The sequence below is a fragment of the Pseudoalteromonas maricaloris genome, assembly GCF_024746855.1.
In the GTDB taxonomy this organism is placed as follows: domain Bacteria; phylum Pseudomonadota; class Gammaproteobacteria; order Enterobacterales; family Alteromonadaceae; genus Pseudoalteromonas; species Pseudoalteromonas maricaloris.
Genome location: NZ_CP024625.1, coordinates 907,419 through 931,398, shown reverse-complemented (window position 1 = coordinate 931,398; position 23,980 = coordinate 907,419). Strand labels below are relative to the sequence as shown.

General features: G+C 42.6%; 19 protein-coding genes and 11 tRNA genes. 24 read left to right on the top strand and 6 right to left on the bottom strand.

Annotated features, from left to right (window positions below; translation table 11 throughout):
* The first annotated feature begins 36 nt into the window (after positions 1–36).
* The 16 genes from CTT31_RS03900 to CTT31_RS03825 all read left to right on the top strand — a co-directional run bounded on the left by CTT31_RS03900 (position 37) and on the right by CTT31_RS03825 (position 6,105).
* Complete coding sequence (locus CTT31_RS03900; RefSeq protein WP_010370444.1) at positions 37–984, top strand: ribose-phosphate pyrophosphokinase; 948 nt, start codon at positions 37–39, stop codon at positions 982–984.
* Positions 985–1,145: 161 nt separating this feature from the next.
* Complete coding sequence (locus CTT31_RS03895; protein ID WP_017217941.1) at positions 1,146–1,754, top strand: 50S ribosomal protein L25/general stress protein Ctc; 609 nt, start codon at positions 1,146–1,148, stop codon at positions 1,752–1,754.
* A gap of 19 nt (positions 1,755–1,773) precedes the next feature.
* Positions 1,774–2,358 (top strand): aminoacyl-tRNA hydrolase, encoded by a 585-nt coding sequence (gene pth, locus CTT31_RS03890; RefSeq protein WP_010607356.1) that lies wholly within the window; start codon positions 1,774–1,776, stop codon positions 2,356–2,358.
* Positions 2,359–2,454: 96 nt separating this feature from the next.
* Positions 2,455–3,546 carry a redox-regulated ATPase YchF gene (gene ychF / locus CTT31_RS03885; protein WP_010370435.1) on the top strand — a complete coding sequence of 364 codons (1,092 nt, stop codon included), beginning with the start codon at positions 2,455–2,457 and terminating at the stop codon, positions 3,544–3,546.
* Positions 3,547–3,856: 310 nt separating this feature from the next.
* Positions 3,857–3,933 (top strand) — tRNA-Met (locus CTT31_RS03880).
* A 200-nt stretch (positions 3,934–4,133) separates the two neighbouring features.
* Positions 4,134–4,218: transfer RNA gene (locus tag CTT31_RS03875), tRNA-Leu, on the top strand.
* A gap of 36 nt (positions 4,219–4,254) precedes the next feature.
* Positions 4,255–4,329, top strand: a tRNA-Gln gene (locus tag CTT31_RS03870).
* A gap of 28 nt (positions 4,330–4,357) precedes the next feature.
* Positions 4,358–4,442: transfer RNA gene (locus CTT31_RS03865), tRNA-Leu, on the top strand.
* 162 nt (positions 4,443–4,604) lie between these two features.
* Positions 4,605–4,679: transfer RNA gene (locus tag CTT31_RS03860), tRNA-Gln, on the top strand.
* Positions 4,680–4,681: 2 nt separating this feature from the next.
* Positions 4,682–4,758 (top strand) — tRNA-Met (locus tag CTT31_RS03855).
* Between the two features lie 9 nt (positions 4,759–4,767).
* Positions 4,768–4,852 (top strand) — tRNA-Leu (locus CTT31_RS03850).
* Between the two features lie 39 nt (positions 4,853–4,891).
* Positions 4,892–4,966 (top strand) — tRNA-Gln (locus CTT31_RS03845).
* An 80-nt stretch (positions 4,967–5,046) separates the two neighbouring features.
* Positions 5,047–5,131, top strand: a tRNA-Leu gene (locus tag CTT31_RS03840).
* 132 nt (positions 5,132–5,263) lie between these two features.
* Positions 5,264–5,338, top strand: a tRNA-Gln gene (locus CTT31_RS03835).
* Between the two features lie 41 nt (positions 5,339–5,379).
* Positions 5,380–5,464: transfer RNA gene (locus CTT31_RS03830), tRNA-Leu, on the top strand.
* An 86-nt stretch (positions 5,465–5,550) separates the two neighbouring features.
* Complete coding sequence (locus CTT31_RS03825; protein ID WP_211859328.1) at positions 5,551–6,105, top strand: hypothetical protein; 555 nt, start codon at positions 5,551–5,553, stop codon at positions 6,103–6,105.
* A 117-nt stretch (positions 6,106–6,222) separates the two neighbouring features.
* Here the strand turns inward: CTT31_RS03825 and CTT31_RS03820 are convergent, their stop codons facing one another.
* Positions 6,223–7,389 carry an FAD-dependent oxidoreductase gene (locus tag CTT31_RS03820; RefSeq protein ID WP_211859327.1) on the bottom strand — a complete coding sequence of 389 codons (1,167 nt, stop codon included), beginning with the start codon at positions 7,387–7,389 and terminating at the stop codon, positions 6,223–6,225.
* A gap of 230 nt (positions 7,390–7,619) precedes the next feature.
* Between CTT31_RS03820 and miaB the strand changes: the two genes are divergently transcribed.
* The 5 genes from miaB to lnt are packed head-to-tail and all read left to right on the top strand — an operon-like array spanning position 7,620 to position 13,060.
* A complete protein-coding gene (gene miaB / locus CTT31_RS03815; protein WP_010607359.1) occupies positions 7,620–9,053 on the top strand; it encodes a tRNA (N6-isopentenyl adenosine(37)-C2)-methylthiotransferase MiaB in 1,434 nt (477 codons plus the stop codon).
* Between the two features lie 54 nt (positions 9,054–9,107).
* Complete coding sequence (locus CTT31_RS03810) at positions 9,108–10,142, top strand: PhoH family protein (protein WP_010370423.1); 1,035 nt, start codon at positions 9,108–9,110, stop codon at positions 10,140–10,142.
* A gap of 3 nt (positions 10,143–10,145) precedes the next feature.
* Positions 10,146–10,604, top strand: a complete 459-nt coding sequence (gene ybeY, locus CTT31_RS03805) for an rRNA maturation RNase YbeY (RefSeq protein WP_211859326.1) — start codon at positions 10,146–10,148, stop codon at positions 10,602–10,604.
* A gap of 22 nt (positions 10,605–10,626) precedes the next feature.
* Positions 10,627–11,505, top strand: coding sequence for a CNNM family magnesium/cobalt transport protein CorC (gene corC / locus CTT31_RS03800; RefSeq protein WP_010370418.1), 879 nt, complete (start codon positions 10,627–10,629; stop codon positions 11,503–11,505).
* Complete coding sequence (lnt, locus tag CTT31_RS03795; protein WP_211859325.1) at positions 11,483–13,060, top strand: apolipoprotein N-acyltransferase; 1,578 nt, start codon at positions 11,483–11,485, stop codon at positions 13,058–13,060. The genes corC and lnt overlap by 23 nt, the downstream gene beginning before the upstream one ends.
* Before the next feature lie 385 nt (positions 13,061–13,445).
* Here the strand turns inward: lnt and CTT31_RS03790 are convergent, their stop codons facing one another.
* Positions 13,446–15,602: a tetratricopeptide repeat protein gene (locus tag CTT31_RS03790; protein WP_211859324.1), complete on the bottom strand. Its 2,157-nt coding sequence runs from the start codon at positions 15,600–15,602 to the stop codon at positions 13,446–13,448.
* A gap of 110 nt (positions 15,603–15,712) precedes the next feature.
* Here CTT31_RS03790 and CTT31_RS03785 point away from each other — a divergent pair, with 110 nt between their 5' ends.
* Positions 15,713–16,372, top strand: coding sequence for a hypothetical protein (locus CTT31_RS03785; protein ID WP_211859323.1), 660 nt, complete (start codon positions 15,713–15,715; stop codon positions 16,370–16,372).
* A gap of 18 nt (positions 16,373–16,390) precedes the next feature.
* On the opposite strand, the gene CTT31_RS03780 is transcribed toward CTT31_RS03785, so the two are convergent.
* Both CTT31_RS03780 and CTT31_RS03775 read right to left on the bottom strand, forming a co-directional pair.
* Positions 16,391–17,119 (bottom strand): SIR2 family NAD-dependent protein deacylase, encoded by a 729-nt coding sequence (locus tag CTT31_RS03780; protein ID WP_211859322.1) that lies wholly within the window; start codon positions 17,117–17,119, stop codon positions 16,391–16,393.
* A 29-nt stretch (positions 17,120–17,148) separates the two neighbouring features.
* The gene (locus CTT31_RS03775; protein ID WP_130126788.1) at positions 17,149–17,667 is read right to left on the bottom strand and encodes a winged helix-turn-helix domain-containing protein; all 519 of its coding nucleotides are present in this window, start codon (positions 17,665–17,667) and stop codon (positions 17,149–17,151) included.
* Positions 17,668–17,929: 262 nt separating this feature from the next.
* On the opposite strand from CTT31_RS03775, the gene CTT31_RS03770 reads away from it, so the two are divergent.
* Positions 17,930–18,301: a hypothetical protein gene (locus tag CTT31_RS03770; RefSeq protein WP_039491923.1), complete on the top strand. Its 372-nt coding sequence runs from the start codon at positions 17,930–17,932 to the stop codon at positions 18,299–18,301.
* A gap of 384 nt (positions 18,302–18,685) precedes the next feature.
* Positions 18,686–19,279 carry a porin family protein gene (locus tag CTT31_RS03765; protein ID WP_010370395.1) on the top strand — a complete coding sequence of 198 codons (594 nt, stop codon included), beginning with the start codon at positions 18,686–18,688 and terminating at the stop codon, positions 19,277–19,279.
* A 77-nt stretch (positions 19,280–19,356) separates the two neighbouring features.
* On the opposite strand, the gene uvrB is transcribed toward CTT31_RS03765, so the two are convergent.
* Complete coding sequence (gene uvrB, locus CTT31_RS03760; RefSeq protein ID WP_039491921.1) at positions 19,357–21,360, bottom strand: excinuclease ABC subunit UvrB; 2,004 nt, start codon at positions 21,358–21,360, stop codon at positions 19,357–19,359.
* Positions 21,360–22,736 carry an MATE family efflux transporter gene (locus CTT31_RS03755; RefSeq protein ID WP_039491918.1) on the bottom strand — a complete coding sequence of 459 codons (1,377 nt, stop codon included), beginning with the start codon at positions 22,734–22,736 and terminating at the stop codon, positions 21,360–21,362. Before CTT31_RS03755 ends, uvrB begins: the two co-directional genes overlap by 1 nt.
* Positions 22,737–23,980: the final 1,244 nt, after the last annotated feature.

Here is a 23,980-nt window from a genome sequence, read left to right as displayed (position 1 = left end):
TTAGTCCAAAAAATTCAGTGCCTGAGGAACCCTACCGTGCCCGACATGAAGCTCTTCGCTGGTAACGCAACACCTGAGCTAGCTCAAAAAGTTGCAAAACGTTTGTTTATTGAGTTAGGTGATGCCGTTGTTGGCCGTTTTAGCGACGGTGAAATTAGCGTTCAAATCAACGAAAACGTTCGTGGTTCAGATGTATTCATCATCCAATCAACATGTGCTCCTACAAATGATAATTTAATGGAGTTAATCGTCATGGTTGATGCGCTACGTCGTGCATCTGCTGGTCGTATCACAGCCGTTATTCCTTATTTCGGTTACGCACGTCAAGACCGCCGTGTGCGTTCTGCTCGTGTTCCAATTACTGCTAAAGTTGTTGCAGACTTCCTTTCAAGCGTAGGTGTTGACCGTGTTCTTACTGTTGACCTACACGCAGAACAAATCCAAGGCTTCTTCGACGTACCTGTTGACAATGTATTCGGTAGCCCAGTGCTAATCGAAGACATGAAAGAGCGTAAGTTCGAAGATGTAGTAGTAGTTTCACCTGATATCGGTGGTGTGGTTCGTGCTCGTGCGATTGCAAAACTGTTAGATGATAAAGACCTAGCGATCATTGATAAGCGTCGTCCACAGGCTAACGTTTCTCAAGTTATGCACATCATTGGTGATGTTGCTGGTCGTGACTGTATCATTGTCGATGACATGATAGATACAGGCGGTACTTTATGTAAAGCAGCAGCAGCACTTAAAGAGCACGGTGCAAAACGCGTATTCGCTTACGCAACCCACCCAGTACTTTCGGGCAATGCTGCGGAAAACCTACGCAACTCAGTTATCGATGAAGTTATCGTGACTGACTCAATTCCACTTTCTGATGAATTGAAAGCGCTTGATAACATCAAAGTACTAACACTTGCAGATATGATGGCCGAAACTATCCGCCGTATCAGCAACGAAGAGTCAATCTCTGCGATGTTTCAACACTAATCGGCACCAAAACTGATTAGCCAAAAAGCACCTCTGGTGCTTTTTTTGTTTTATAGGTTTCATTGCAAGTGCGTTAGTGGTATATTGGCGCGCCTTTTTTAGGCAGGGAGCTTGGTCGCGAGCTCTCTGACACATTAACTTAAATTATTTTGGAGACATCCATGTCTGTATACAAATTAGACGCTGAAGTACGTTCTGACCTAGGTACTGGTGCGAGCCGCCGCCTACGTCGCGCTGACAAAGTTCCTGCAATCCTATACGGTGCTGGTAAAGATGCAGTTTCACTAACTCTTGATCACAACAAAGTATTGAAAGCGCAAGAAGACGAAGGTTTCTACACTCACATCCTAACGCTAAACATTGGCGGTGAGTCTGTTGAAGCAATTCTTAAAGATATGCAACGTCACCCGTACAAGCCTAAGATCACTCACTTAGACTTCCAACGCGTTGATGCTTCTCAAAAGCTTCACACTAAAGTTCCTGTTCACTTCATCAACGAAGAGAAAGCAACTAAAGGTGGCAACACTATCGTTCACCAACTAACTGAAATTGAAATCACTTGTCTTCCGGCAAGACTTCCTGAGTTCATCGAAGTTGACGTAGCGACTCTAGCTGTTGGCGCAACTCTACACCTATCTGATATCAAGCTTCCAGCTGGCGTTGTTTCAGTTGAACTTGCTAAAGGTGCAGATCACGACCAAGCGGTTGTTTCAGTAAACGCTCCTAAAGCAGCTCCTGCTGAAGAGTCTGCTGAAGACGCAGCTGAGTAATTGTTCAGGTGTTAACACCTTGAATAATATTCAAATGCTTGTGGGCCTGGCTAATCCAGGCCCCGAATACGCAAACACCCGTCATAACGCTGGCGCTTGGTTTATCGAAGAACTAGCCAGAAGATACAACTGCCTCCTAAAACCAGACGCTAAACATCACGGCCTCACTGGCAAAGTGCTCATCAATAATCAAGAGTTTAAATTGCTGATCCCTACGACTTATATGAACTTAAGTGGTAAAGCGGTCGCGAGTCTTGCCAATTTTTATAAAATCCCCGTCGAGAGTATTCTTGTTGCTCACGATGAAATGGATTTAGAACCCGGTATCGCCAAACTCAAAAAAGGTGGTGGTCACGGCGGTCACAATGGCTTAAAAGACATAATCGCTAAAATGGCAAATAACAAAGAATTTATGCGATTGCGCGTTGGTATTGGTCACCCAGGACACAGAGACAAAGTCACGGGGTGGGTTTTAGGCAAAGCACCACAAGCTGATCAAGAGAAAATTGATGCCGCTGTGGATGAAGCAGTCCGATGTATGGAAATACTCGCAAAAGACGGTGTGTTAAAAGCGCAAAATCGACTACATTCATTTAAACCGTAACAGTTCACTGCTGCGATTGATTGAGTAATACCTAAGCTTCTCGTTCGCCATGATGCGTGCTTGAGATAATACGGTAGAAATTTAGGAATAAACACTATGGGTTTTAAATGTGGCATTGTTGGTTTACCTAACGTAGGTAAATCTACTTTATTTAATGCGTTGACTAAAGCGGGCATTGAGGCCGCAAACTTTCCTTTCTGTACTATCGAACCGAATACCGGTGTAGTACCAGTACCAGATGCTCGTCTTGACCAGCTAGCTGAAATTGTAAACCCTCAGCGTACTATCCCAACTTCAATGGAGTTTGTGGATATTGCCGGTTTGGTAAAAGGTGCATCGAAAGGTGAAGGTTTAGGTAACCAATTTTTGGCAAACATCCGTGAAACGGATGCTATCGGTCACGTAGTTCGCTGTTTTGAAAATGAAAATATCGTTCACGTTGCTGGTCAAATCGATCCTGCTGAAGACATTGATGTTATCAACACTGAGCTGGTACTTGCAGACATGGATACTGCTGATCGCGCGGTTTTACGTAACGCGAAGAAAGCGAAAGGCGGCGATAAAGACGCGAAATTTGAACTCGTTGTACTTGAAAAAGTAAAAGCGCACTTGGACGAAGGCTTAACGCTTCGCTCACTTGAGCTAAATAAAGAAGAAGCGGCAGCAATAAGCTACCTAAACTTTTTAACGATCAAGCCAACTATGTACATCGCCAATGTTAACGAAGATGGCTTTGAAAACAACCCATTCCTAGACAAAGTACGTGAAATTGCAGCAGCAGAAGACGCGGTTGTGATCCCTGTATGTGCAGCAATTGAGGCTGAACTTTCTGAACTTGAAGAAGAAGATAAGAAAGAGTTTATGGATGACTTAGGCTTAGAAGAGCCAGGCCTAAACCGCGTGATCCGTGGTGGTTATGAGTTGTTGAAACTGCAAACTTACTTTACAGCTGGCGTAAAAGAAGTGCGTGCATGGACTATCCCTGTTGGCGCGACAGCACCTCAAGCTGCTGGTAAAATCCACACAGACTTTGAACGTGGTTTTATTCGTGCACAAACTATCGGCTTTGATGATTATATCGAGTTCCGTGGTGAATCTGGTGCGAAAGACGCAGGTAAAATGCGCCAAGAAGGTAAAGAATACATCGTAAAAGATGGCGATGTGATGAACTTCTTATTTAACGTGTAACCATAGTTACTACACGCTATTTCAATAAAAGGAGCTTCGGCTCCTTTTTAGTTTTATCAACTCTGCTTTTCAATCAAATAAGTACCTTGTTCTTCAGAGTAAGTTATAGACTCCAAAGGAATAAAAGTTCACAGGTTTTGTTAAAAATTTGCAATTGCCCCGCATGATTTGATATAAAAACAGGCCGTTTCGCTTAATTTATCTGCAAACAAACTGTGTTAGCAGATTTTTTGCAAAAAAGGTGTTGACGGCTTGGGGGCATATACGCATAATACGCCCCGCATCAGCAATGATGAGAAGTTAAAGAGATGGCTATGTAGCTCAGCTGGTTAGAGCACATCACTCATAATGATGGGGTCCCCTGTTCAAATCAGGGCATAGCCACCATGCTTTAACTACTACCAAAACTCATCGATTTGTTGTTGCAAAAGATGTGCGGAAGTGGCGGAATTGGCAGTTGTCTTAATATAGACGCTGGATTTAGGTTCCAATAACTAATGCCAAAAGATGTGCGGAAGTAGTGGAATTGGCAGTTGTCTTAATATAGACGCTGGATTTAGGTTCCAATAACTAATGCAAAAAGATGTGCGGAAGTGGCGGAATTGGTAGACGCGCTGGATTTAGGTTCCAGTATCTTCGGATGTGAGAGTTCAAGTCTCTCTTTCCGCACCATGTTCTCGATTGGAACTAAAACAATCAAATTTTCGTTGGAGTATCGCCAAGCGGTAAGGCAGCGGGTTTTGATCCCGCCATTCCCAGGTTCAAATCCTGGTACTCCAGCCATCTCTTTTTGAGATGTTAGCTACACTGTGCGGAAGTGGCGGAATTGGTAGACGCGCTGGATTTAGGTTCCAGTATCTTCGGATGTGAGAGTTCAAGTCTCTCTTTCCGCACCATGTTCTCGATTGGAACTAAAACAATCAAATTTTCGTTGGAGTATCGCCTCGACACGAAGTGGAAGCGGTAAGGCCGAGAAGAGAGAGGTTTTTATCCCTCACTCATCCACCCCTAGATTCAAATCCTGGGTTCAACAATTTAAGTTAGATTTGAGTTTTCGTTGGAGTATCGCCAAGCGGTAAGGCAGCGGGTTTTGATCCCGCCATTCCCAGGTTCAAATCCTGGTACTCCAGCCAATGGCTATGTAGCTCAGCTGGTTAGAGCACATCACTCATAATGATGGGGTCCCCTGTTCAAATCAGGGCATAGCCACCATTTACAAATGCGGAAGTGGCGGAATTGGTAGACGCGCTGGATTTAGGTTCCAGTATCTTCGGATGTGAGAGTTCAAGTCTCTCTTTCCGCACCATGTTCTTTTAAATCAGAACTCAAAAAGATTTTATTTCGTTGGAGTATCGCCAAGCGGTAAGGCAGCGGGTTTTGATCCCGCCATTCCCAGGTTCAAATCCTGGTACTCCAGCCAACTTTCTGAAGTTGAGGAATTAGCAGATGTCTTGAAAATAGACGCTGGATTTAGGTTCCAAATACTCCAGACAATATAATGCGGAAGTGGCGGAATTGGTAGACGCGCTGGATTTAGGTTCCAGTATCTTCGGATGTGAGAGTTCAAGTCTCTCTTTCCGCACCATGTTCTTTCAAGTAGAACTCAAACTCTTGAACTTACCTCTATTGCTGGGTATCGTCTCGACACGAAGTGGAAGCGGTAAGGTAGCCTAACTCAAATCTGGGCTTAAATAAGGTTTGAACTTACCTCTATTGCTGGAGTATCGCCAAGCGGTAAGGCAGCGGGTTTTGATCCCGCCATTCCCAGGTTCAAATCCTGGTACTCCAGCCATCTCTTTTTGAGATGTTAGCTACAAATAAAATATCTACTGTGCGGAAGTGGCGGAATTGGTAGACGCGCTGGATTTAGGTTCCAGTATCTTCGGATGTGAGAGTTCAAGTCTCTCTTTCCGCACCATTTAGTAACAATTTCTTTCCTCTTCATTCATTCCTAGCTCATTTTTCTAATGTTACTTTTAAACTTTCTTCATGTTAGGAAAGAAAGTGCTAAAGTCTTTATTTCTTTTATTCTCATTAATCATTTTCAGTATACCTAGCTTTGTAGAAGCAAGGGCTAGCTCAATTTGCTCTCCATTACACATAGAAATAGCACTTAAGCATTTTAGCTACTGTCAGCCCTCAGAACAGGCAAATAAAGTTTCATTTCAAACTTTTACTAACGATACCTACTCAGTTGTGCTTAGCGGCAACTCTTCTGAACTAACGTTAAGCTGGATAACTGGTGCTACTGCACTTGCTGATCTACCTAACAAGTACGATTTAACACCTCTTGAGTTTATGACACGAGCTTTCAATGGTACGTTTGATATACAGAGTGAAGACATGCAGAAAGTCAGTGCTGAGCTTGGCGTTATAGACGAAGCAAATGTATTTACCGCTACTCACGGAGCAAAACATATTTTTTCTTCTATCAGACCTTCAGGAGTTCAAACTGCTTACATTTTGCAGCCCAACAGTGATTGGTTATTAAGGCTAGATGGCAAATTTGATATTAATACCTTGATGTATGTCGTCGATAAGCTAACACTGATGAGATGATCTCGGCACTAAATAATGAAGCGTGCAGTAATACCAATTTATCTTAATACTTGCTCCTTCAAAAAGATCACTTAATTAAGTAAATTGGTGTAACACGCTCAGTTTAGAGAACAAAGATTAAAAACCAACTCCGCCCATGGCGTGCTTAAGCACTTCTTTTTTTAACGGTCCAGCTTTATTCGCCACATTCAGCGCCAGATTTCTCAAATGCTTTAACGGTGTTACTTGATTCGAAAAGCCAAAATAACACGCATCCATCATACTCATCATCAAAAGGTTGTCTTGTCTACGCTTTGACTCGTAATGATGTAGTGCGCTGCTATCACCAATATCTTCTTTTGACTCAATCGCTTCGGCAAGTGCCGCTACGTCTTTAAAGCCAAGATTTACTCCCTGCCCTGCTAATGGATTAATGGTATGAGCTGCATCTCCTACTAATACCACTCGTTCGCTCACGTATTGGTTAGCATGTTGCCTTGCTAAAGGAAAAACCGCTACTTCTTCAATCTCAAAATCACCGGGTAGCTCAAAAAATGCAGCTTTTACTTCTTGTTTTAGCGCCTGCTTATCTAGTTGCTTAAGTAAATTGAGTTTATTGCCGTTGTCATACCAAATCAGATTGGCATACGGATACTGCATAGGTAAAAAGGCAATTGGACCTGATGGCTTAAATTGCTGCCATGTTTTTTCTTGTTGCGGCGCGTCGAGTTTAATCAGCAGCCCCATACAATGTTGCTCATATTGCCACCCCGTCACGCCTATGCCACTCATTTGTCTGACGATAGAACGGCCACCATCAGCAGCAATTAACAAATCGGCGGTAAAGGATGCTGCTTGATACTCAATCGTCACGGAATCCTCATTATGAACAATGCGCTTTGGAGTCCCCTCTGGTGAAACCACTTTGATATCAAATTTCTCAAACTGTTGCCACAATGCAGCTTGAATGAGGTTATTCTCAATTAAGTGGCCTAAGTGCGAGGCGTTTAGCGCTTCACAATCAAATATCAATTGTCCTGGCTTATCCTCATAGGCTTCTAGCTGCTTGTAAACCGCGGCTCTGGTGTTTCTTAACACAGGCATAGCACCGAGCTCATCTAGTAACTGCTCGGAAAAGCGATTGATAGCAGAAACGCGAATATCTACCTTATCACTTGAGAGTATTGCACCTGGTGAGATGGGAGAATGTTCAATAACGGTTACATCAACACCTTGCTTCGCTAGCTTAACGGCACACGCCGCACCAACCATGCCACCACCGACTATCAGAGCCTTGTTTTTCATGCCATATTCCACTTAATTGAGTCTTTGCGCATTGTAACGCATATAAAAACAGATGTTTGCTTAAAACACCCTGTATTGATCCACATTTTGAAAGTTAAAATCTATACTTGGCTAGACAAGATAGGTCATATAAAATACGCGTCCTTTAGGCATAATGATATCAATTCAGCATCGCCTGCACGAGAAACGCGTAGTGCTAAACACCGAGTTGTAAACGAGGCAATATTTAAATGAGTAAAAAACTGCATATTAAAACCTGGGGTTGTCAGATGAACGAGTATGACTCCCAGAAAATGGCGGATCTTTTGGATTCAACAAATGGCTATCAGCTTACAGAAGAAGCTGAGCAAGCTGATGTGATCCTACTCAATACTTGCTCGATTCGTGAGAAGGCACAGGAAAAAGTATTCCACCAACTTGGTCGTTGGAAACTACTAAAGGACACAAACCCTGATCTTGTTATCGGTGTTGGTGGCTGCGTAGCGTCACAAGAAGGTGACACCATTCGTCAGCGCGCTCCATTTGTTGATATCGTGTTTGGCCCACAAACATTGCACCGCCTGCCAGAGATGATCAAACAGGTGCAAAGCAAAGAAGGTGCTGTCGTTGATATTTCATTCCCTGAAATTGAAAAATTTGACCGTTTGCCAGAGCCAAAGGCTGAAGGCCCGAGTGCATTTGTTTCAATTATGGAAGGTTGCTCTAAGTACTGTACGTTCTGTGTAGTACCGTACACACGTGGCGAAGAAGTAAGCCGTCCTTTAGATGATGTGATCCTTGAAGTTGCTCAGCTTGCGGAGCAAGGTGTACGTGAAGTGAACTTACTCGGTCAGAACGTAAATGCTTACCGTGGTGAAATGCACGATGGTGAAATTTGTTACTTCTCTGACTTAATTCGCTACGTTGCAGCAATTGACGGTATTGACCGTATTCGTTATACAACATCTCACCCAGTTGAATTTACACCAGATATCATTGAAGCCTATGCGGATGTGCCAGAGCTTGTTGACCATTTACACCTACCGGTACAAAGTGGTTCAGACCGTATTCTAAACCTGATGAAACGCGGTCATACTGCGCTTGAGTACAAGTCAACAATCCGCAAGCTACGGAAGATCCGTCCGAACCTAAGCATGTCTTCAGATTTCATCATTGGTTTTCCAGGCGAATCGAACGCAGACTTTGAAGCAACGATGAACCTGATTAATGATATCGGCTTTGATATGAGCTTTAGTTTCATCTACTCGGCGCGACCTGGCACACCAGCAGCCGACTTACCTGATGATGTTGCAGAATCAGAAAAGAAAGAACGCCTGTATCTGCTACAGAACCGTATCAACCAAATGGCGCAGGATATCAGCCGCAAGATGCACGATACCGAGCAGCGTATTTTGGTTGAGGGCCCATCGAAGAAAAACCCAATGGAACTGCGTGGTAGAACCGAAAATAACCGCGTTGTAAACTTTGAAGGTCCACACTCAGTGATCGGCCAATTCGTCGATGTACGTATTACTGAGGCATTACCAAACTCGTTACGTGGTGAACTTATCCGTACTGAAGCAGAAATGGATTTACGTCGTGACGTAAAACCGTCGGATATCTTAAATAAAGCACCACAAGAACCTGAAATTAATGAATTAGGTGTTGGTACTTTTACCCCCTAGCATTTTTAAATTGTGCGCTAGCTTCGGCTAGCGTCATTTTTATAGGAAGACATTTTGAGTAATCAGATAAAGAATATAGAAATTTACTTAGAACCCGCAGATAACCACCGCCTTTCTTCACTTTGTGGTCCGTTCGACGAAAATCTAAAACAAATAGAACGTCGCCTTGGAGTTGAAATCGCGCACCGTGACAATTGGTTTAAAGTGACCGGACAAGCGGTAACGGCAAAAGCAGCTGTGGATATTCTAAAGTCTCTATATGTTGATACTCAGCCTGTGAAAGGAAAAATGACAGAAATCGAACCGGATCAGGTTCATCTAGCCATCACAGAAGCGAACGTACTTGAACAAGACGCCCCAACCGTGTGGGACAAAGAAGTCTATATTAAGACTCGTCGCGGTGTGGTTAAGCCTCGTAATCCAAATCAGAGCCAATATGTCGCTAATATCTTAACTCACGATATTACCTTCGGTGTTGGTCCTGCGGGTACAGGTAAAACCTATCTTGCTGTTGCAGCAGCGGTTGATGCGCTAGAACGTCAAGAAATACGTCGCATCCTCCTCACTCGTCCAGCGGTTGAAGCTGGTGAAAAGCTGGGCTTCTTGCCGGGTGATTTAACACAGAAAATCGACCCTTACCTTCGCCCTCTTTATGACGCCCTATTCGAGATGCTTGGTTTTGAAAAAGTTGAGCGCTTAATCGAAAAAAATGTCATTGAAGTTGCACCTTTGGCGTATATGCGCGGTCGAACACTCAATGACGCGTTTATTATCTTGGACGAGAGCCAAAATACCACGACTGAACAAATGAAGATGTTTCTAACACGGATTGGCTTTAATTCAAAAGCGGTGATCACCGGTGATATCACGCAAATCGATTTACCTCGTGGTGCGCGCTCTGGACTTCGTCATGCGATAGAAGTGCTCAATGATGTAGAAGAGATTTCATTTAACTTCTTTAAATCTCACGATGTAGTTAGACACCCTGTGGTTGCTCGTATCGTCGAAGCATACGAGAAGAAAGAAGAACAAGAGCGTCTCGCTAAAGCTGAAAAGCATCAAGCGAAACAGCAACCTTCTGAGGAATAAACCATGGACTTAATGCTAGATTTGCAATTGGCTTGTGAGTTTGAAAACTTGCCATCCGAAGTACAATTTCAATTATGGGCAGAACATGCATTAACGCAATTTCGCGAAGAAGCAGAATTAACGATTCGCATCGCTGACGAGCACGAAAGCCAAGAGCTCAATAGCCAGTACAGGGGCAAAGACAAGCCAACCAACGTGTTGTCTTTCCCATTTGATGCGCCACCGGGGATTGAGTTGCCACTTATTGGTGATTTAATTATTTGTCCCCAAGTGGTATACCAAGAATCCATAGAGCAAGAAAAGACCTTTCATGACCACTTCGCCCATATGGTTATCCATGGTTGCTTGCATTTACTTGGATTTGACCATATAAATGAACAAGACGCGGTAGAAATGGAAACAATAGAGAAGCAAATTCTCGCTTCTTTGAATATCGCAGATCCTTACAGAGACGATTGTTAAATTAACGGAGCAGACACAACTAATGAGCGACGATAACTCGCAAAGTAGTCAGGGTTCTTCTAGCAAGACCTGGCTGGGACGCATCACACAGATGCTGCAAGGGGAACCCCAAAATAAAGAAGAACTGGCTGAAGTCATCGCTGATGCGCAAGAGCGCCAGCTGATTGACCCAGAAACCAAAGATATGATGGAAGGTGTGCTCAGCGTTTCAGAGCTGAAAGTACGTGACATCATGATCCCACGTTCGCAAATGATTACACTTGATGTAGATGAGCCGCTCAGTGCTCAACTCCCTATGATGGTAGAATCTTCACACTCGCGTTTTCCTGTGATTTGTGAAGACAAAGACCACGTAGAAGGCATCTTACTTGCCAAAGATCTCTTACCTTTGATTTTGCGCGAAGAGAGCGATTTGCCAAGTATCCGCGAATATCTTCGTCCCGCTGTGGTCGTGCCTGAAAGTAAGCGTGTCGATACCCTGCTCAACGAATTCCGTCAAAAACGTTACCATATGGCTATCGTGATTGATGAATACGGCGGTGTATCTGGACTGGTTACTATCGAAGATATTCTCGAAACCATTGTTGGTGAAATCGAAGATGAACATGATGACGACGAAGAACAACAAGATATTCGTCAGCTGTCTAAACATGTTTATACCGTGCAAGCACTCACGCCATTGGATGAATTCAACGAATTTTTCAAAACCAACTACGACACCCAAGAAGCAGATACCATTGGCGGTATTATTCTTCATGCATTTGGCCATATGCCTAGCCGTGGTGAAACTATAGACATAGATCCCCTTCAGTTTAAGGTAACTAACTCCGATAACCGGAGGATCTTACAAATTCAAGTAAGTGTACCTAAATCTGAACATGTTGAAGACTCTAGTATCTAACCTGAGTAACCTCGCAAAAGATAAGTTTGCATGGCTGGCACTCATTTCTGGCTGTGCGCTTACTTTTGCTTATTCCCCTTTTGGTTTTTGGCCTATCGCGTTTGTCAGCTTGATTATAGCGACTTGGCTTACCGATAAACCCAGTCCAAAGCTCGCGGCTAAATATGGCTTTTTATTTGGCTTTGGCTGGTTTGCCCTTGGCATAAGCTGGGTGCATGTCTCTATCGCTGAATTTGGTGGTTTACCCTTACCTGTCTCGGTGCTGTTGATGGCATTACTATGTGCTTATCTTGCCATCTACCCAACATTGGCATTTGCTTTTGCTAGCTACTTTACTCGCACACCGTGGCAACGGGTTTTGGCACTTGTTGCGGGGTTTGCCATTACCGAGTGGCTACGAGGCCATATGCTCACGGGCTTCCCTTGGCTTAGCTTTGGTTATACGTTAACTGACTCGCCTCTGAGTAGTTTAGCCCCTTGGATCGGTGAATTTGGCTTAACATTGCTAGTTATTCTAGCGACAACAAGCCTTTACTATCTACTTAAACAACGTGCGATTTATCTCACCATAGTCTGCTTTGCTGGCATTGCCGGTTTATACAGTGTGCCAATCATTCAAGGCCCACTAAAGTACTCGGGAGATGAAATCACCACCTTACTTGTACAAGGTAATATCAAGCAGAGTCTGCGCTGGGAGCCTGAGCAATTTTGGCCTACCATGTCTAAATATCGAGATATGACTAGACCTAACTGGCAAGGCGTTGATTTAGTAGTGTGGCCGGAAGCGGCTATTCCTGAATTTGAAGATATCGCCTACCCATTTTTAGAAGGGCTGGACAAAGCAGCCGCGTTTAATGGAACTGCACTAATAACGGGTATTCCCGATTATCAGTTTGATACCAGAACCGCGTACAACACGCTGATCACCCTTGGTAAAAAGGAAAAAGAAGACAGCGAAGGGCAATATCACTATTTGCACAAAAACCGCTACCAGAAGCACCAATTGTTGCCTATTGGTGAGTTTGTACCGTTCGAAGACCTATTGCGTCCTATAGCCCCTCTTTTTAACTTAGCAATGTCGTCATTTACTCGAGGTGATGCGGTACAACCAAACCTACTTGCGAACGGTTTGCATGTGTTACCCGCTATTTGCTACGAAATCGCGTTTAGCGAGCTTGTCAGAGGTAACTTTACCTCTGAGTCAGATATTCTTTTTACTGTGAGCAACGACGCTTGGTTTGGAGATTCCCACGGCCCGCATCAGCATATGCAGATCGCTCGCATGCGTGCCTTAGAATTACAGCGCCCATTAATTCGAGTAACGAATAATGGTATCACTGGTGTTTACGATCCACTTAGCAAAATTCAGCATGCCATTCCACAATTCGAAGCCAATATACTGAAAAGTGATGTAAAACTCATTAGTGGAGTAAGCTGGTATGCAGAGCATGGTAATCGCCCCATCTGGTTTATTGTCGCTTTTACTATGCTGATACTCACCGCTGCAAAGGTAAAGCCCACAGTGCTTAAGCGATTTGAACGCAACTTTTTGTAGTTGCGGTGTTGTACCTTTCGCGATGTAAAATCGCTCCTACATGCAATAAATAACCTCTGGTAGGAGCCGCTTTATGCGGCGAGCTTTTGTGCCATATCGCGATGTGAAATCGCTCCTACACGCGATATATAACCTTTGGTGGGAGCCGCTTTACGCGGCGAGCTTTTTTGTGTCATATCGCGATGTAAAATCGCTCCTACATGCAATATATAACTCTGGCCAGAGCCACTTTACGCGGCGATTTTTTACCATATCGCGATGTAAAATCGCTCCTACATGCAATATATAACTCTGGCCAGAGCCGCTTTACGCGGCGAGCTTTTGCTATATCACAATGTGAAATCGCACTGAATATATTACCTCAGCTAAAAGCAGGTTTGTGTTATTACTCACAAGGTATAATAACACTCACTTTCAACCCACCTAATTCGCTATGCGCAACGGCAATGCTGCCACCGTGCAATTCAACCAGTTTTTGACAAATAGATAAACCTAAGCCGGAGCCACCAAGATCTCGGCTACGTGATTTATCACAGCGGAACAAACGTTCAAACAATCTCCCTAAAGCTTCATCGCCCACGCCTGGGCTTGAATCTTCAATAACACATTGGATCTGCTGGCTTTGATAGCTAATATCCACACAGACTTCTCCCGGCTTGTCGGTATAATTCACACTATTACGAGCCAAGTTATTGAATACCTGAGCAAATCTAGTTACATCAATATCGATTTCCAGTTCATCTGGTAATTCTATATTGGCATTAAACTCAAGCCCTTCATCCGTCACAAAGTCATCAATATCTTCAACAAGACCAATAAACGCTTGTTTGGCATTGACACGCTCTAACGCCAAGTTAAGGCTGCCAGTATCTGCCTGCGCGAGTTCATAGATATCTTTAATTAATGTGTTAAGAGTATCGAGACGGCGGTTAAGCACTTTGTAGCTCTGCTTTGGATTTTCCACCAAATTATGTTCCAGAGATTCAATATGCAGCTTAAGTACGGTAAGCGGTGTTCTTAATTCATGAGAAATATCTGCAAGTAGTTGCTGCTTTAAATCCAAAGTTTTGTTGAGAAGCTGCTTCTCGAGTTCCAGCGCGCGACGTTTGTTTCTCGCAAGTAATAAGAACGCGCTCAGTAGAACGACCAAAACTCCCACCACTGCTGCCGTTACTATTTGTTCTACGCGCTGTTCGGCCAGTTCTACATCACGCTGTGTTTTTAGACTTTGTAGCTCATATTGATTTTTCTGGTACTCGGTATCCATCTGATAAGCCAAGGCTTTTTGACTGGCTTCTTTTTCAAGCTGAGAAACCTTAGATTCCGCATATTGCAAGTGATAATTAAGCGCAGACTCAAAGTCACCTTTCGCGCTATAGGCGTCCTTTAACACTCGTAATGCGGTTTCCTTGAGGCCAAGATAAACCTCATCTTGAGCAATAATTTGCTCCATACTTTGAATAAAAAAATCAGCTCGTTCAGGTAAAACAATTTGCGCATAGGTAGTCATCGTCTCTTGATAAAGCACTTTACTTTGTACCGGATCAATTAACTCTAACGCCTGTTCAACATACTCTTTAGCCTGAGCTTTTTCATTTGCTTTTAATTTAACTTCAGCCAAATTGCTCAGCGCCCAGCCCTGATTTCTGGTGTGCTCATTCTCCTCAAAAATCTTAAATGCTTTTTCAAATGACGCTTGTGCATTGTCATATTGGCTGAGTTTCATTTGTTCACGACCAATGCGGATCAACGTGTAAGCTGAATAAACGACATTGCCCGCTTTAATGTCATAGTCATATGCGGTTTGATAGGCTTCAAGCGACTTTTCATGGTCGCCAATCACTTGATGTGCACCACCTAGGTTATAGTAAACTTGTCCAAGTAAAACCGTATTTTCCTGATTTTGGCTTTTTAGTACAGCTATCGATTGCTGCAGTAATTCAAGTGCCTTGTCCGGTAATGAAAGATCCGAGTAAACATCTGCTAACTGAGTGATCGCAGACACTTGCAAATCTGGGAGTTCATACTTCTTTGCCACTTCAATTGAGAGTTCATAACTCTCTATCGAGTCTTTATAACTGCCATTGCTTTTGTAAGCAGCAGCCCGAAAGCGATAAGCGTGGCTTAACAATCGATGCATATCAAGCGCAGATAGCTGAGATACGGCTAGGTTTAAATAACTAATCGCGTCGCTAAACTTCCCCTCTTTTAGCATCAGATCACCATATGTTAAAGAGTATTTAGCTTCATATTCGGGTAAATGATGCGAGAGTAGTACCTGTTTGAAACGCTCCACCCATTTATGTGCTTCTTCGAGCTGGAAACCGTTTTTTAATGCAACCGTGGTCTTATGGTGAACGTCAGCAATTTCCTCCGGCGTTAAGCCTGACTCTAATACTTGGTCGACTTTTTGAAGCGCGCTATCACGTGTTTCTTGTTGCTGAATTTCTTTTATAAAAGCATCATATAAACGCTCATTAGCATGAACTAGCGGGCTTAATAGTAGGCAACAAGTAAGCAGTATTATCTTAAAGTGCAACACGTTATCGTCTCTTCGTTATTATCGTTATTATCGTTATAAATTGAGCAAAACAGCAGGGGAATAGGCTATCATATTGCGTGAGCATTAAATAATAAATTGTGGTTCTATGTATGTTGAATAATAGTCTAACTCAGTTTTTGCTAGCGTTAAAAAGCGCGGATATAGAAAAAATAAAAGCCGTGTACGCACACGCTCCTAAAGACGAGCAGATTGAAGTTCTCAAGTTTCTTTTTCAAAGTGCGCAGAGTAACACTGCACTCTATGGCCACTATCAAGATATAGCGAGTATTTGCTTACAAGCAGCATGCTTTCCAGAAGCGATGATAGCTGCGATTAACTCCTTGGAGAAGTTTGCCTTTTTCTCAACACCTTTGATCCAAGCTGAGCAAATCAATAACCTTAACCCGCAAGGAAATAACATACTACATATTCTTTTATCGCAAATGCCCGCGAAAGATAACGGTCTAAATTATCTTAGAACCTTATTGCACTTTGAAAGCAAAGAGCTACTTCAAAATGCACTGAGTCAAAGAAACGCAAAAAAGTTAACACCTCTAGAATGCTACTTAGCTTTTAATAGCCATACTGCGCCACTGAGTATTCAAGAATTAAGCGCTTTACTTGGCTTGATGGAAATCGAAAGGCGACATACAAGCGCAGTGGAAAACCACAACGCCAAAGTGATTGAATCACACCTCCTACAACAACACCGGCTCAGTGAATATAAACAATTTCTGCTAGCCACTTACTATCAAAGCAATGCAGGCTAACTTTCCTCAGGTTTTAAATTAAGAGGTTGGCAAACTGGCGATGTATTCACTTGCCGTCATGCGGTGATAGGTGACTTGCTCGTAAAGTAAGTGCGCAGGATTTGGGTCAACCACTTCTATCGGAATTGCTTTGTGCCTTGCTATTTCCAAGGCCATTTGAGTGATATTGACACTAAAGGAAGTGCCCATAAAAATCATTCGATCCGCGGCATACATTCGTGACTGTGCTTCGCTAATACGATACAGATCGGTGTAGTATTCGTCGAATAACAATACATATGGCTTAAGTGACACGCTTTTTTCAGGCCCTCGTCGAGCAATCTTGAAAAGTGCTAACAACGACTCAGCTAATCGACTTTCATCTACCTCATCCCAAGGGGCAGTAAAGCACTCCGTGGGCTCACCTTGGGTATGAAAGGGTGTTACCTGATCAACACGTCCATGGATCGCAATAAAGTGGTTATTACCCGCTTTACCATCTAAACCGTCAATATTTTGCGTGATCACATTTTTATCACTAAGCCATTGATGAACTTGATTGGGGCCGTGATTACGATAAGTCACAAAACGATGGTAATACCATTTTAAGAATTCTGCCGGTTGCGATTTATACATTGCGCGCGTTGCCATTTCTTGAGGAGTGTAATTAGCCGAACCTATCGTCCAAAAGCCATCCTCTCCCCGAAAAGTTGGAATACCACTTTCGGCACTCACCCCTGCACCTGTGATATACAACGTTTGCAACATGACACAACCTCAACTCAAGTAAATTTGACTCACGATAACGTAAAGTAGATACCCAAGGCTAGCAACACAAGTGCACCCGCAAGCCCAAACATAGGCAGTTTGCGACCAATAGATTCTGGTCTTTCGAGCACTTCAGAAGGCGATTCAGTCACTACAGCCTCGTCCTCCTCCGGTTGTACATCCACTTTGGTCGACTCATTGGTCGCTGTTTGAGGTGAAGCCTGCGATGAAGCCTGAGCTTCCGCGGTCCCTTCAAAAGCCGTACAAGGGATCTGCCATTGATATCCTTTTCGTGAAAAGGTTTTGATGGCATCATCGCCGAACAAGGCACGTAAATGGCCAATATTTTGAAATACGACCTGATCTGTGACTTTTCGATCTGGCCATACTTTCTCTAAGATGTCTTCTTTACTGTGGATAGTTTGAGGAGCGGATAAAAATAGCTCCAATATCTGAGCAGGTTTTTGTTTTAAATTTAGCTTTCTGTCGTCTTTATAAAGCTTTAGCTCTTTGCTATCAAACAAAAAATCCTTAAAAGCGAATTTCATTTCCCTAGTTCCCAACTTGGTCTTAATTACTATAATAATTATTGTTTTATTCGAATTTACTACGACATAACATTGCATTTATAGCGAAACATGCCGCGAAAATATAGGGCAATGTTACATCGGTTTACAAACTATTGATAAAATCGGCTTTTAGTATAGAGCGATCACTCAGAAAATCACTACCTAATCCTTAGAATAATTCGAATAGACTCAAAACCTAAGCGTATATAAACTGCGTTTTCCGTAATTGTTAGGCAGGCTCATGTTACTTGCTTTTATCTACTCCATGGTGTTGATAAAAACCTCATTACTCGGGTTAGGAGTAGTCAGTATTGTGCTCTCGGTAGCCTTTATCGTCGCGTTACGCCTCAACCTCCCAGCCCTGCCAGTCAATGCAAAAAGCAAATTTATTAAATCCTTTAAGTTTGTTCTCTTCGCGCACCTGCTCGGTTACTCGCTGCTAGTGAGTAAACTTTTGTTAATTGATGGTTGGCAAGACGTGCCTATGTTCATTGCAAGTCATTTGATCATGCATCACATATGGAGTGGGCTTATTGCTGCGATTTTGACATTGACGACCATACTAAAATACCAAACGTTCATTGCAAAACCTAAGACAGCTAAAAGCACTTAGCAAGTGCAACTATTTAACCTGAGGTTTGGATAAGAAATGTTCCAACTCATTGTTGCTAAAGCACAACTTAGTTTTCTCCTTGTCTAGCCAGAGAGTTTTAGGGAAAACACCGCTTCCGCGTCCTGCTCTCGCTAAGGTACCTACATCCTGTAGGCAAGGCGAATTTACGCACCAATAGCTGGCTATTGGAAGTGAATTCAACGCAGTTAGCGCTAAAACTGGCTGCTAGAAAGGCATTAATTATCCGCAGCTCAGGTTATTTATATTTGTAAAATAATAAGAACCAAATTCGACGCCTTCTTACACTTTATGACAGCCCCCCAACAGACCTTGACACCCCCTCTATTTATACTGTCCTCAAGTTAACCACAACGGACATTGATTATGAAAATTAAAGCGCTTTTATCTCTTGCATTACTCACAACAAGTTTATCGTCTTTTGCAGAACAAAATAACGAGACGCATCGCGTTGGTTTAGACATCTCTGGCGGTGGCGCTTCTTATAAAAGCTCAAGTAAAGATGGTGATGGTGTAGGCCAAGCTTACCTCTATTATAACTATCACTTTACGCCAATTTTGGCACTTGAATTAGGTTATAACAGCGGTGAAGACTTAGATGATTGGAAGTGTGAAGACGAAAATGATCGCAAGTTTACCTGCACACAAAATAACAAAACTTTGTTTGGTCTTGGTGCTAATAACTTAGAATTTGATAACTTTGTCGTTGCTGCAAAAGGCTACTATCAAATTTCCGACAACAGCTACTTTTATGGCAAATTAGGTGCAAACTATTACGATTACGAAATCACTCGTGGCCGCACTAAATTAATTACCGACGATGGTATCGGCTTTGTCGCTGAAGCCGGTTGGCAATATGACTGGGATAACGGTATGGCAGTTAACCTTGGCTACAAGTATCTTGATATGGGTGATTTGGATACATCGAGCCTATCTCTAGGTGTCAGCTACCGCTTCTAAAGCGACCTCCCCAACCAATAAAAAAGCATGTGCTCTACCACACATGCTTTTTACTCTTTAAAGCCGACGTTTTAGCCCTAGGCTTTAATCAAACGCTTTTGTAAGATCTGAACTTGATCGCGCGCTTGAGCTGCTTTTTCAAACTCAAGCTCTTTAGCAAACTTCATCATTTGTGCTTCAAGTCGGTCTATTTCTTTGGCGATCTCTTTCGCATCCATTGCAGGCATACCTGGTTTAAATTTGGCATCGATATCAACCACTTTGTCATCAGCCACTTCCTCACCGAGATCCATTACATCCGTGATCTTCTTATTGAGCGCCGTTGGTGTAATGCCATTAGCCTCATTATACGCCTCTTGCTTTTCTCTACGTCTTTGCGTTTCATCTATAGCTTGGCGCATCGAGTTGGTCACCCTATCACCATATAAAATAGCTTTACCATGTAAGTGACGTGCCGCGCGGCCAATTGTCTGAATAAGAGAGCGCGTCGAGCGTAAGAAGCCTTCTTTATCTGCATCAAGTATGGCAACCAATGAAACCTCAGGCATATCCAAGCCCTCTCGTAACAAGTTGATGCCGACTAGTACATCAAAAACGCCTTTGCGTAGGTCTCGAATGATCTCCATACGCTCAACGGTATCGATGTCAGAGTGTAAGTAACGCACCTTAACGTTATGATCGTTAAGATAATCGGTCAGATCTTCTGACATGCGTTTTGTTAGCGTAGTAACCAGCACACGCTCATTCACTTCCACCCGTTTGTAGATCTCAGAGAGCAAATCGTCAACTTGAGTTGCAACTGGACGCACTTCTACTTCTGGATCTAACAGCCCTGTTGGGCGGATCACTTGCTCAGCAACATCACCCGCTGATTTATTCAATTCATAATCACCGGGTGTCGCCGAAACATAAATGGTCTGTGGCGAAATCGCTTCGAACTCTTCAAACTTTAGTGGTCTATTATCTAGCGCAGACGGTAATCTGAAACCATATTCAACTAAGTTTTCTTTACGACTGCGATCGCCTTTGTACATTGCACCAACCTGCGAAACGGTAACGTGAGACTCGTCGATGATCATAAGCGCATCATCCGGCAAGTAATCTAACAAAGTTGGTGGTGGCTCGCCTGGTGCGCGTCCCGATAAATATCGACTGTAATTTTCAATACCAGAGCAATAGCCAAGCTCGGTCATCATTTCAATGTCGTACTGTGTACGTTGAGCGATGCGCTGCTCTTCGACTAAGCGATTTTTATCCAATAATTGATTACGACGCTCTTTGAGTTCCACCTTAATGCGCTCAATGGCATCAAGGATCTTTTCTCTTGGCGTTACATAGTGAGTTTTTGGATAAATAGTCGCGCGTACTAGGTGTTTTTCAACGGCACCAGTCAAGGGGTCAAATAAACTGATCCGCTCTATTTCATCGTCAAACATCTCAACCCGTACCGCGATGGTTTCCGATTCCGCAGGAAAAATATCAATAACTTCACCGCGAACTCGGTAGGTACCACGACTAAAATCCATATCATTACGCGTATATTGTAGTTCAGCCAAGCGCCTTAACATGTCGCGCTGATCAATGGTTTCACCGACTTTCAGTAATAGCATCATTTTCATGTAAGAGTCGGGATCGCCAAGACCGTAAATCGCTGAAACAGAGGCGACGATGATAGTGTCTCTGCGCTCAAGCAACGCTTTGGTCGCGGATAAACGCATTTGCTCTATATGGTCGTTGATAGACGCGTCTTTCTCAATAAAAGTGTCGCTGGCAACGACATAGGCTTCGGGTTGATAATAGTCGTAATAAGAGACGAAATACTCAACTGCATTATGAGGAAAGAACTCTTTCATTTCGCCATACAGTTGCGCTGCCAGCGTTTTGTTATGCGCCATAATAATTGTCGGGCGGTTAAGGTTATTAATGATATTAGCCATGGTAAAGGTTTTACCCGTTCCCGTAGCCCCCAGCAAGGTTTGATGTGCAAGGCCTGATTCTAAACCATCGCACAGCTGAGCAATCGCTGTTGGTTGATCTCCGTTTGGCTGAAACTCAGAAACTAGCTGAAACTTATCTTCCATTACGCCTCCTTTTGAACCTCGCTTGCTGCAATTTCATTAATCACTTTCTTAAACCAATTGTAAGCAATGGCTGCGGTAAATAAATTCCCCAAAGCAGCGCCTGCAAATAGCCCTGGCAACCCAGCCAACTGTGAGCCTATATAAGCAATAGGTACATAAAATATGAACAGTCGGATCACACTTAGAATGAGCGCATTCATCGGTTTATGCAACGCATTAAATGATGAATTAGTTAATATGATCACGCCTTGAAGACCGTATCCAAGCGGCATGATATAAATAAATAGCTGTATGGTTTCAACAACAGCAGGCTCATTACCAAAAGTATGACTGATATAGTAAGCGCTCAATACCAGTAATAAGTAGACCGCAAATTGAAAACCGAGCACAAATTTAAGTGTTTGAGTATAGGCATCAGACACACGCTGATAGTGCTTTGCACCAAAGTTTTGACTTACAAAGGGAGGCAAGGTCATAGAAAGCGCTAAAACCACCAGACTTGCGATTGACTCAATACGACTTCCAACACCAAATGCGGCCACAGCTTCAGGTCCATAACTGGCTATAAGTGCGGTCATTACCGCCATTGCTAACGGCGTTAGCATATTTGCGCCAGCTGCAGGCAGGCCAATGGTGAGAATTTTTTTCGCCGCGTTTGTGAAGCTGGTGTATTTTGCAGACAGTGAGATAAGACGCTTTTTAACTATCAGTAAATATAAAATGATAGTTACCCCTAGACTCCAAGACAACACACTGGCCACTGCTGCCCCTTTTACACCCATTGCATCAATAGGCCCAAATCCGAAGATTAATATCGGGTCCAGCACCGCATTTACTAATCCCCCGAGTCCCATAACTAAGCTTGGCGTTTTGGTATCACCACTGGCGCGCAGCACTGAATTACCAATCATCGGCGTTATCAATAAAATCGAACCAATGAACCACACCGACATATAGTCGTGGATAAATGGCATAACCGCTTCACCAGCACCGAGGAGAATAAAGATCTCATCGACAAAAATGAAACCGAGAATAGAAAGTAATGAAACGAATATCGCAGAGATAATAATAGCTACTGCGGCATCAAATTTAGCTTCATCGAGCAAATTGCTACCTAAAGCTTTCGCGATAACGGCGGATGTTCCAATACCTAACCCGATGGCTAAGCTAATTACAGTAAAGGTAACAGGAAAGGTGAAGCTGATTGCCGCGAGCGGCTCGGTGCCAAGCATACTAATAAAGAAAGTATCAACGAGATTAAACATCATCAGCGTGATCATCCCGAATATCATGGGGATCGTCATTCGCTTTAAAGTCGCCCCAATATCACCAAAAAGGATATCGTTGCCATTGGAATTTGACTTAGCTTGAGTCATAACAACCTATTTCTGATACTTTAAGCGGCTCATTGTATGCTATTCAAGATGTTGACGCTATGCGGTAAACGTTAAGAGTCGTTATAAAGTCTAAATTAGCAACAGTTACCTATAAAAAGCTTGTATTACGCTACAGGATTGAGGTTTAGTGTTAAAAATAACGATTCAGTATGTTTTGACAAAAAAGTTACAATCCAGCTTGCAAAGTAGCATGTTTTTTGCACAGCCAAAATGGTAAAAAGTTCATAAAAGCTTCACACTGAACAACAAATAAACAAAAATAACCAACCAAATATAAACCATTGATATTATTAAAATTAAATATTTATCGAATTTTACTTGAAACGGCTGCAGCGCCCTAATTTCATAGTCTTGCAATACTTCTCAAATAATAATAAACAATGTTATCCACAGATTCCGTGGATAAGTCGCTCCAAGCCAATAGAATAAAGGTTTTCAGCTTGGAGTAATTTTGATCAATGGCGTGTTTAGTGTGATCATTCTTAAAACAACAACTGGATCAATTTAGATCTCTAGGCTAACCTTGCTTCTGGAAGTAAAAAGCATCTAACGACTAAAAATAACAAGGAACACATATCCAACTGTTTTAATTAAACTTTTTATTAAATCATTGATTCTCATTTTAATGATAGTAACTACTTACTGTTTGTCACGCCGCGTTTAAATAGAGATTATCAATACCACACTATTTATGCTCATTGATCTCATTCACGTGATAATTGCAATGATTTAAAGATCTCAAGAAAACATCATAAAATGAGCAGTTAGGGATATAATTCAAACAAAACGTTCAAAAAATACATTAAACAAAATATATCACTGTATAGATAAACAGTAAATGCTGTATATGTTAATTTTATTCGACATCCCCTATACGATGATTTAGGAATTTTATACAACAGCCCTATCTTTCATGTTTTGCAGATTTTCATCATGTAGGCATATTGAAATCAAAACTCACTAAGAGTCATTATATGAACAATGGATAAATTACGTATTGCTCAACTTTCGCTTAAATTACTAGGCGGCAAGTCGAGCGCTGCGATCAAAACCCACTCAGGGTAGCCAAAATAGAACAGCAAAGGTCAACAGGCCCTATATCAAGAATCCAAAACTAGCTAAAAAGCCAACAAATAGCGCATTAATTCATCGCTTAGTAGAGTTTTTTACGTTTCTGTGATTTTAGTGGTTGACACCTTGCAATGTCGTCATTAATATTTCGC

Excerpts from the sequence above, each read along its gene's own strand:
- corC (WP_010370418.1), top strand. The coding sequence starts at position 10,627 with ATGAGCGACGATAACTCGCAAAGTAGTCAGGGTTCTTCTAGCAAGACC.
- ychF (WP_010370435.1), top strand. The coding sequence starts at position 2,455 with ATGGGTTTTAAATGTGGCATTGTTGGTTTACCTAACGTAGGTAAATCT.
- ybeY (WP_211859326.1), top strand. The coding sequence starts at position 10,146 with ATGGACTTAATGCTAGATTTGCAATTGGCTTGTGAGTTTGAAAACTTG.
- CTT31_RS03895 (WP_017217941.1), top strand. The coding sequence starts at position 1,146 with ATGTCTGTATACAAATTAGACGCTGAAGTACGTTCTGACCTAGGTACT.
- uvrB (WP_039491921.1), bottom strand. The coding sequence starts at position 21,360 with ATGGAAGATAAGTTTCAGCTAGTTTCTGAGTTTCAGCCAAACGGAGAT.
- CTT31_RS03780 (WP_211859322.1), bottom strand. The coding sequence starts at position 17,119 with ATGTTGCAAACGTTGTATATCACAGGTGCAGGGGTGAGTGCCGAAAGT.
- CTT31_RS03785 (WP_211859323.1), top strand. The coding sequence starts at position 15,713 with ATGTTGAATAATAGTCTAACTCAGTTTTTGCTAGCGTTAAAAAGCGCG.
- CTT31_RS03765 (WP_010370395.1), top strand. The coding sequence starts at position 18,686 with ATGAAAATTAAAGCGCTTTTATCTCTTGCATTACTCACAACAAGTTTA.
- lnt (WP_211859325.1), top strand. The coding sequence starts at position 11,483 with ATGTTGAAGACTCTAGTATCTAACCTGAGTAACCTCGCAAAAGATAAG.
- CTT31_RS03770 (WP_039491923.1), top strand. The coding sequence starts at position 17,930 with ATGTTACTTGCTTTTATCTACTCCATGGTGTTGATAAAAACCTCATTA.
- CTT31_RS03820 (WP_211859327.1), bottom strand. The coding sequence starts at position 7,389 with ATGAAAAACAAGGCTCTGATAGTCGGTGGTGGCATGGTTGGTGCGGCG.
- miaB (WP_010607359.1), top strand. The coding sequence starts at position 7,620 with ATGAGTAAAAAACTGCATATTAAAACCTGGGGTTGTCAGATGAACGAG.
- CTT31_RS03755 (WP_039491918.1), bottom strand. The coding sequence starts at position 22,736 with ATGACTCAAGCTAAGTCAAATTCCAATGGCAACGATATCCTTTTTGGT.
- CTT31_RS03775 (WP_130126788.1), bottom strand. The coding sequence starts at position 17,667 with ATGAAATTCGCTTTTAAGGATTTTTTGTTTGATAGCAAAGAGCTAAAG.